An 8,388-nucleotide genomic window follows, 5' to 3' on the forward strand; every position below is an offset into this window, starting at 1 on the left:
GGTGAGCTGGCGATAGACGGGCCACGAATCGAGCCACCTGCGCACGCCCATCGGCTTGCCCTCCCCGAGTATCCCCACCCGCACGGCCGAGCGTGCTCGCCACAGGTTGCTTCGACGGCGCCGACCCGGCTCACACTCTCGACGGTCCGATCAGTTCGCGGTCTCGGCCCATGAGGACGAAACCGTGGCGGCGGTCTGCGCATGGCGGGCTGATCCGGCGGCAGCCGGCGCCTGCTGCACCGACCGAGTCGCGGACCAGGGCCGATACCGGATCAGTGCACGTATCGCTGTAGGGGTCGGCGCCGACCACTGCTGCCGTTCGAGTGAACAGCCGCCGACATCATCGCCCTGATGAAGAACCCGAACGTCCGGGTGCAGGCCAGCCTCGACCGGTCTCAGGCCGGCGGAACGCACGAGAAGCAGATCGTCGCACTGGACGAAGCGAACGATCCGGACTTCTACAATTCGTTCGCGATCCTGGAGTCGGCCACCCATCAGATATCGCACACCAAGGGAGGTGTCCTCGTCGGTCAAGGGATAGGTTTCGAAGGCTCGATGAACTGGAGTGCCGGCGGCGAGGGCACCGGCATCGGTCTCGTCCCGTCCGATCCTCGGAAGCCCGGTTTCGTCGCACAGAACAACACCTTGCTGGTATCGGCGAACCCGGTGTTCCCGGCCCGGTTCAACGCGCGGCTCGATTCTGAACACATGATCGGGCTCGCTCAGCAGTCGGCCTCAGGGAAGCCGGCCCCGCGGTAGCCGCAGCGGGCGAGGACCTCCCGGGCCGCGTCCGCCGTCACCCGCGCGGCGATCTCCACGCCACGGGCCACCAGCTCGTCGGAGATCACCTCCACCGCCATGACGGCGGGTGTGACGCCATGGTCGGAGAGCGCCTGCACGAGGCCGATCGTGTCGCCGAACCCCTGCCCGGGCGGCAGCCGGTGGCCGAGCGACTCGGCGCGCAGCGGCTCCATCGGCTCTGCCCGCACGTCGCACAGCTGCACCGACACGATCCGCTCGGCGGGCACCTCGTCGAGGTCGGCGGGCTTCTGCCCGGCACGCGCCCAATGCCAGTTGTCGACGATCAGGCCACCGTTCGGCACACCCTGCACGATCCGCCAGGCCGTCGCGAGGTCGGGGACGCCGCTGTAGGGCATGAACTCCAGTGCGACGGTCAGCTCCGGGCCTGCTCGCATGCAGAGCGCCGCGAAGGCCTCGGCCATGACGTCGAGCGGGAGCTCCTCCAGCAGGCCGGCGTTGAGGTGGCGCACGCCGAACGCGCGCGCCATGTGGAAGACGGTCCGCTCCTTCTCCTGCTGCGCCTCGTCGCGGTCGGCCGGCGTGCCCCACCCGGTGAGGTACTCGACCTCCAGGATCCGCACCCCGTGCTGCTCCGCGACGGCGAGCATCGCGGCGTCGCCGAGACCGGCCGCCCGGTAGTTCTCCGCTCGCAACCCGATGCCGTCGAACCCGGCACCGGCGGCGGCGCGCACCCGGTCGACGAAACCGACCTCGGTGCCGAGGGTGTAGGAGCTGACCACCAGCGGTGCTGCGTCGACCATGTGTTCAGCCTCGCGATCCGTCCAGGGCGGGCAGGACGCCGCGCCGGGCGCGGACGGCGATCTCTCCCATTGCGCATCTGCCCGTCCGGCGCCATGGCCGCCCGTCTCGCCCGACATCCGCTCGGCAAGTGAGTCACGGCCCGTCCGTCCGAGTCCACGCCGTCCCACTGCCCGGAAGGTGTTGCCGCCGGCCCGGACGGGAACGACCTCGACGAGGCTTCGGGGCCTGCCGCAGGACGAGCCCGGTCGCCTTCCGATGGTGCTAGCCGGCTTCGGCCGGGGAGCTCTCGTCGCCCGATACCGGCGTCCTGGTCGTCGCCGCGACCGCCGGGAGAGAGAGGGTCATCGTGAGCCCGCCGCCAGGGGTGTGGTCAGCGGTGAGGGTGCCGCCCATCGCTTCGGTCAGGCCGCGGGAGAGAGCGAGTCCGAGCCCGATCCCGGTGGTGTTGTCGGTGTCGCCGAGGCGCTGGAACGGCACGAAGATCGCGTCGCGGGCGTCGTCGGGCACGCCGGGCCCGCGGTCGATCACCCGGATCTCGACACGGTCGTGAAAGGCGCTGGCCGTGATCAGGATGGGACTGGACGCAGGTGCGTGGTGCAGCGCGTTGGCCGTGATGTTGACCATGACACGCTGGAGCAGCTCGGGGTCCGCGGTGACATCGGGCAGGTCCTGGGGGATATCGACGACGACCGCGGAACCCGGTGGGCCGAGTTCGGCGAGAGCGATCGGCACGAGCTCGGCCAGGGCCACGGCGCGGACGCGCACAGGCATCGCACCGGCTTGGAGCCGGCTGGCGTCGAGCAGGTTGTGGACCAGCCCGGTCAGCCGGTCCAGCGATTCGTCGGCGGTGGCGAGCAGCTCGGCACGGTCGTGATCGGACCAGGTGACTCCGGGGTCGGCGAGGCCGGAGACCGCGGCCTTCGCCGCCGCGAGCGGAGTGCGCAGGTCGTGGCTGACCGCGGCGAGCAGCGCGGTGCGCACGCGGTCGAGCTCGGCGAGCTGGCGGGCCTGGGCGGCGCCACGGGCGAGGCGTTGCTGTTCGAGGGTGGTGGCGGTGTGAGCGGCGAAGGCGGCGAGGACGCGTTGGTCGGTGGCGGGCAGCGTACGTCCGCGCAGTGCGAGCAGGGCGGTGTCACCGACCGCCATGATGGTGTCGGCCTCCCGCGGGTTCGCGCACGGACTCGGACCTGCGCATGCCACGGTGATCCAGCCGCCCCCGTCGAACGCCGTAGGGGCCGGTGCCGGCTCCGGCGATCCTCGCGCGGCGTCCGGTTGATCGGTGACGCGCTGCAGCAGCGCGACCGATTCCATGCCGAACGTCTCCCGGAGCCGGGCGACCAGGGCGGGGAGGGCCTGTTCGCCGCGCAACACGCTGCCGGCCAGCACCGACAGTGTCTCGGCCTCGGCCGCGGCTCGCGCGGCTTGGCCGGTGCGGCGAGCGGCCAGCCCCACGACGGCGCTGACCGCTGCGGCGACGAGCAGGAACACGATCACCGCGACGATGTTGTTGGGCTCGGCGATGGTGAGGCTGCCGATCGGCGGGACGAAGAAGTAGTTGATGAGCAGTGATGCCGCGATGGCCGCGACCAGGGCCGGATAGAGGCCCCCCACCAGCGCGACGCCGATGACGACGACGAGGTAGGAGAGGATCTGGCTGGGCAGTGTCAGCACCGTGCGCAGCCCGGTCAGGCCGACGGTGAGCGCGGGCAGCAGGACCAGTACCGCCAGGGCTCCTGCGAGTCGCCGGCGTAGGGAGAGGTCGGCGTGACCGGCGGGCAGCCTGCGCCCGCCGGCGGCGTGCTCGTGGGTGACGATGTGGACGTCGATGTCGCCGCTGTGACGGGAGACGGTGGCGCCGATGCCCGGCCCGGTCAGCGACTGGGCGAGCCGTCCCCGCCGGCTGACCCCGAGGACGAGCTGGGTCGCGTGCTCGGCGCGGGCGAAGTCGAGGAGCGCGGTCGGCACGTGATCGCCGACGACCGCGTGATAGGAGCCGCCCAAGGACTCGACGAGTCGCCGTTGGTGCGCCAGCGCAGTGGGCGATATCCCGGTCAGACCGTCACTCCGTGCCACGTGGACGGCGAGCAGGTCTCCGCCGCCGGTCCGCTCGGCGATCCTGGCGGCTCGACGGATGAGCGTCTCTCCCTCGGGCCCGCCGGTCACGGCGACGACGACGCGTTCGCGGGTCTCCCAGGTCTCGGCGATGGCGTGCTCGTCGCGATAGTGCTGCAGGCCTTCCTCGACGCGGTCGGCGACCCACATGAGGGCGAGCTCGCGCAGGGCGGTGAGGTTGCCGACCCGGAAGTAGTTGCTCAAGGCGGCGTCGACCTTCTCCGGGCCGTAGATGTTGCCGTGGGCCATTCGACGGCGCAGCGATTCCGGGCTCATGTCCACCAGCTCGATCTGGTTCGCCGCTCGCACCACGTCGTCGGGCACGGTCTCCCGCTGCGGGACGCCGGTGATCTTCTCGACGACGTCGTTCAGGGATTCCAGGTGCTGGATGTTGACGGTGGTGATCACGTTGATCCCGGCGTCGAGCAGTTCGACGACGTCCTCCCAGCGCTTGTCGTGACGGCCGCCGGGGACGTTGGTGTGGGCCAATTCGTCGACCAGCGCCACCTCGGGGTTCCGCGCGAGCACCGCATCGAGATCCATCTCGGTGAACGTGCCGTTGCGGTAGTGGCGCGTGACGCGGGGGACCGTCTCGAGCGAATCGAGCTGCTCCTCGGTCCGGGGCCGGTCGTGGCACTCGGCGAACCCGACGACCACGTCGGTGCCGCGGTCGGCCCGGCGGCGCCCTTCGGCGAGCATCGCGAAGGTCTTGCCCACTCCAGGGGCAGCCCCGAGGTACACCCGCAGCCAGCCCCGCCGCGCCCGCCGTGCCGCGGCCGTCGGGAGCGGTGCTGCTGGAGGGTCGCCGAGCGGGGCAGCGACCGTCGGTGGAACCGCGGAAGGCCGCACCAGCCCGCGCCTGGCGGGGTTCATGGCCGGGCCTGTGCCGGTCGCTCGACCGATCCTGCGGCCGATGCCGGCTCACGGGTGGTCATCGGCTCCACCCCGTCTCTGCTGTCCGGGTGGCGGGCTGCCTGCGGACGGCGGGTCAGGCTGGTAGCGGTAGCCGAAACCGGGGTCGGTGAGGAGATGCCGTGGATGTGACGGGACCGGTTCGAGTTTCGCGCGGAGCTGTGACATGTAGATCCGCAGATAGTTGGTGGCGGTGTCGTGGCCCTCGCCCCACACCTCGTTCAGCAGATCCCGGGATTCGACGAGCCGGCCGGGGCGACGCAGCAGCACCGCCAACATCCGCCATTCCGTCGGTGTCAGGTGCATCCGATCGTCGCTCGTCGGGCCGGCTCCGGCGCCGGGGTCATCGGGTGCGGTCTCGGTCGCAGCTGGTTCGGGTGCCCCGAACGCGGAACGTGTCGCAGGACCACCGCAGGTCGGGATCGCCGGGACGTCGTTGCCGGTGCGGCCCGGGGTATCGCCGGTTGCCGGAGAACGAGTCACGGTATGGGCGGCCAGGTCGATCACCCAGTCCCCGATGCGGTGCCTGCTCAGGTTCACGGCGCCGGGATCGGTGCTGGTCGTGACGGCGCCGCGGCGCAACGAAGCGCGGATGCGGGCCTGTAGTTCGATGGCGGAGAACGGTTTCGTGACGTAGTCGTCGGCGCCCAGGTCCAGGGCGACGGTCTTGTCGTCGCCGCTCGTGCGCCCGGAGAGCACGATGATGGGCACGGTGGTCCAGTCCCGCAGCCTGCTGATCACCGCCGTACCTTCGATGTCGGGCAGTCCGAGGTCGAGTATGACCAGGTCGGGGTGCTGCTGGGCGGCGCAGGCCAGTGCGCCGGCGCCGTCCACGGCGGTCTGTACGTCGTGGTGTGCCGCGCGCAGGATGATGCTCAGCGCGCGCAGCAACTGGGGATCGTCGTCGACGACCAGCAGCCGCGCCATCTCAGCCTGCCCACGGGACCGGGTCCGGAGACCGTCCTGGTGACAGGCCTCGCTTCCTCACCGAACGGGTCCGGGTCGGAGGGCTGGGACTCACGAGGTGCCGCCGGGTACGAGCGCGAGGTTGAGGTCGACGACGTCGACCCTCGGTTCGCCGAGGAAGCCGAGGACCCGTCCCTGGGTGTGGGCGGCCACCAGCGCGGCCACGGTCGCCGTGGGGAGGTGACGGGCGCCCGCCACCCGGTTGATCTGTTCGGCGGCGTAGGCCGGTGAGATGTCGGGGTCCAGGCCGGACGCGCTGGCGGTGACGGCGTCGGGGGGGACGTCCTGGGGGGCCACTCCGTCGAAGGCGGCGACCGCGGCCCGCCGGGCCTCGATGTTCTTGATCAGCTTCGGGTTCGTGGGCCCGAGGTTGGACGCGCCGGAGAACAGCGGGTTGTAACCGGGATCCTGGCTGTTGGACGGGTCGGAGGCCGCGGAGGGCCGGGGCTGGAACCACTGGGGCAACGGGTTGCCATTGGCGTCGACGAACGGCTGCCCGATCAGGCTGGAGCCGACGGTGGTGCCGTTGACCTGGACCAGGGAACCGTTGGCCTGGCTGGGGAAGATGCCCAGCCCGATGCCGGTGATGACCAGGGGATAGACGATGCCGAGCAGGACGGTGAACACCAGCAGGGCGCGGAGCGCGGCGAGGTGCTGCCGGACCGGTGCGGGCAGGCGGGTGGCGATGCTCATGGATGTCAACCGATCCCTGGGATGAACTGGACGATCAGGTCGATGATCTTGATTCCGATGAACGGCAGGATGAAACCGCCGATGCCGTAGAACAGCAGGTTCCGGGCCAGCAGCGTGGAGGCCGCGGCGGGCCGGTAGCGGACACCGCGCAGCGCCAGCGGGATCAGCGCGGGAATGATCAGGGCGTTGAAGATGATCGCCGAGGTGATCGCCGACGTGGGGCTGTGCAGGCCCATGATGTTGAGCTTGCCAAGGCCGGGATAGACCGAGGCGAACATCGCCGGGATGATCGCGAAGTACTTCGCGACGTCGTTGGTGATGGAGAAGGTGGTCAGCGCGCCGCGGGTGATGAGCAGCTGCTTGCCGATCTGGACGATCTCGATCAGCTTGGTCGGGTTGGAGTCCAGGTCGACCATGTTCCCGGCCTCCTTGGCCGCCGAGGTGCCGGTGTTCATGGCGACCCCGACGTCGGCCTGGGCGAGGGCGGGCGCGTCGTTGGTGCCGTCCCCGGTCATCGCGACGAGCTTGCTGCCCTCCTGCTCCTTGCGGATGAGGGCCATCTTGTCCTCGGGGGTGGCTTCGGCGAGGAAGTCGTCGACGCCGGCCTCCGCGGCGATGGCCTTGGCGGTCAACGGGTTGTCACCGGTGATCATCACGGTGCGGATGCCCATGGTTCGCAGTTCGGCGAAGCGTTCGGCGATACCGTCCTTGACCACGTCCTTCAGGTGGATCACACCCAGAGCCCTCGCGGTGCCCCGGACGTGCTCGGCCACCACCAGGGGCGTGCCTCCGGACGCGGAGATCGCGTCGACCGTCTTCCCGAGCTCCGGGTCGGCCGAGCCTCCGTTGTCGCGCACCCAGGCCCGCACGGCGCCGGCCGCGCCCTTGCGGATCCGGCGGTCCCCGGGCAGGTCGACGCCGCTCATCCGGGTCTGGGCGGTGAACTCCACGAAGAGCGCGCCGTCGAGCTCACCCGGCTGGCGTTCCCGCAGTCCGTACGCGGTCTTGGCGAGCACGATGATGCTGCGTCCCTCGGGTGTCTCGTCGGCGAGGCTGGCCAGCTGCGCGGCGTCGGCGAGCGCGTCGGCGGTGACACCCGCGACCGGGAGGAAGCCCGAGGCCTGGCGGTTGCCGAGGGTGATGGTGCCGGTCTTGTCCAGCAGCAGGGTGTTGACGTCGCCGGCCGCCTCGACGGCGCGCCCCGACATCGCCAGCACATTGCGCTGCACCAGCCGGTCCATACCGGCGATACCGATCGCGGACAGCAGCGCCCCGATCGTGGTCGGGATCAGCGCCACCACCAGAGCCACCAGGACCACGATGGACTGAGGAGCGCCCGCGTAAATCGCCAGCGGCTGGAGGGTGACAACGGCCAGCAGGAAGACGATGGTCAGCGAGGCCAGCAGGATGTTCAGCGCGATCTCGTTGGGCGTCTTCTGCCGGGAAGCGCCCTCGACCAGCGCGATCATCCGGTCGATGAAGGTCTCGCCCGGCTTGGAGGTGATCCGGATCACGATCCGGTCCGACAGCACCCGTGTGCCGCCGGTGACCGCGGACCGGTCGCCGCCGGACTCACGGATGACGGGCGCCGACTCACCGGTGATCGCCGACTCGTCCACCGACGCGATGCCCTCCACGACATCGCCGTCACCGGGAATGGCCTGTCCGGCCTCGACCACCACATAGTCACCCAGCCGCAACTCGGCGGCGGGCGCCGGCTCCTCGTGCGGCGACGACACGCCCGGCCGCCAGTCGGTCAGCCGGCGCGCCACCGTCTCGGTCTTGGTACGGCGCAGCGTCTCGGCCTGCGCCTTGCCGCGGCCCTCCGCGACAGCCTCCGCCAGATTCGCGAAGATCGCCGTCAGCCACAGCCAGACCGTGATCACCCACGCGAAGACGCTGGGTGTCTTGATCGCCTCCGCGGTGGTCAGCAGCGCACCCACGCCGACCACGAACATCACCGGGTTGCGGCCGAGCAGGCGGGGATCGAGCTTGCGCACCGCGCCCGGGAAAGCGCTGAGCAGCATCTTCGGGTCGAGCAGCCCGCCGGATATGCGGTGTGGTGCCTGCGGGGGTGCGGCGGGCCCGGTCGGGACCGGGGGCCGCTCAGTGGTCAGGGACATCAGTGCAGACCTTCCGCGA

Annotated in this window: 6 protein-coding genes; 1 reads left to right on the forward strand and 5 read right to left on the reverse strand. The window is 70.7% G+C overall.

The features are described from left to right. Positions 1 to 351: 351 nt before the first annotated feature. A complete protein-coding gene (locus JWR81_RS26735) occupies positions 352 to 759 on the forward strand; it encodes a hypothetical protein (RefSeq protein WP_297658883.1) in 408 nt (135 codons plus the stop codon). Here JWR81_RS26735 and JWR81_RS26740 read toward each other — a convergent pair. The 5 genes from JWR81_RS26740 to kdpB all read right to left on the reverse strand — a co-directional run bounded on the left by JWR81_RS26740 (position 723) and on the right by kdpB (position 8,273). Next, on the reverse strand, positions 723 to 1,562 hold the full coding sequence (locus tag JWR81_RS26740; RefSeq protein WP_297658885.1) for a sugar phosphate isomerase/epimerase: 840 nt from the start codon (positions 1,560 to 1,562) through the stop codon (positions 723 to 725). The two genes, JWR81_RS26735 and JWR81_RS26740, sit on opposite strands and share 37 nt — an antisense overlap. Before the next feature lie 262 nt (positions 1,563 to 1,824). Then, positions 1,825 to 4,422 (reverse strand): ATP-binding protein, encoded by a 2,598-nt coding sequence (locus tag JWR81_RS26745; RefSeq protein ID WP_297658889.1) that lies wholly within the window; start codon positions 4,420 to 4,422, stop codon positions 1,825 to 1,827. Positions 4,423 to 4,596: 174 nt separating this feature from the next. After that, positions 4,597 to 5,514 carry a response regulator gene (locus JWR81_RS34565; protein WP_367278863.1) on the reverse strand — a complete coding sequence of 306 codons (918 nt, stop codon included), beginning with the start codon at positions 5,512 to 5,514 and terminating at the stop codon, positions 4,597 to 4,599. A 90-nt stretch (positions 5,515 to 5,604) separates the two neighbouring features. Next, on the reverse strand, positions 5,605 to 6,246 hold the full coding sequence (gene kdpC / locus JWR81_RS26760; protein ID WP_297658887.1) for a potassium-transporting ATPase subunit KdpC: 642 nt from the start codon (positions 6,244 to 6,246) through the stop codon (positions 5,605 to 5,607). A 5-nt stretch (positions 6,247 to 6,251) separates the two neighbouring features. Next, entirely contained in the window at positions 6,252 to 8,273 is a 2,022-nt protein-coding gene (kdpB, locus tag JWR81_RS26765) for a potassium-transporting ATPase subunit KdpB (RefSeq protein WP_297658894.1), read from the reverse strand. Positions 8,274 to 8,388: the final 115 nt, after the last annotated feature.

The organism is Pseudonocardia sp. (assembly GCF_025965585.1).
GTDB lineage: Bacteria > Actinomycetota > Actinomycetes > Mycobacteriales > Pseudonocardiaceae > Pseudonocardia.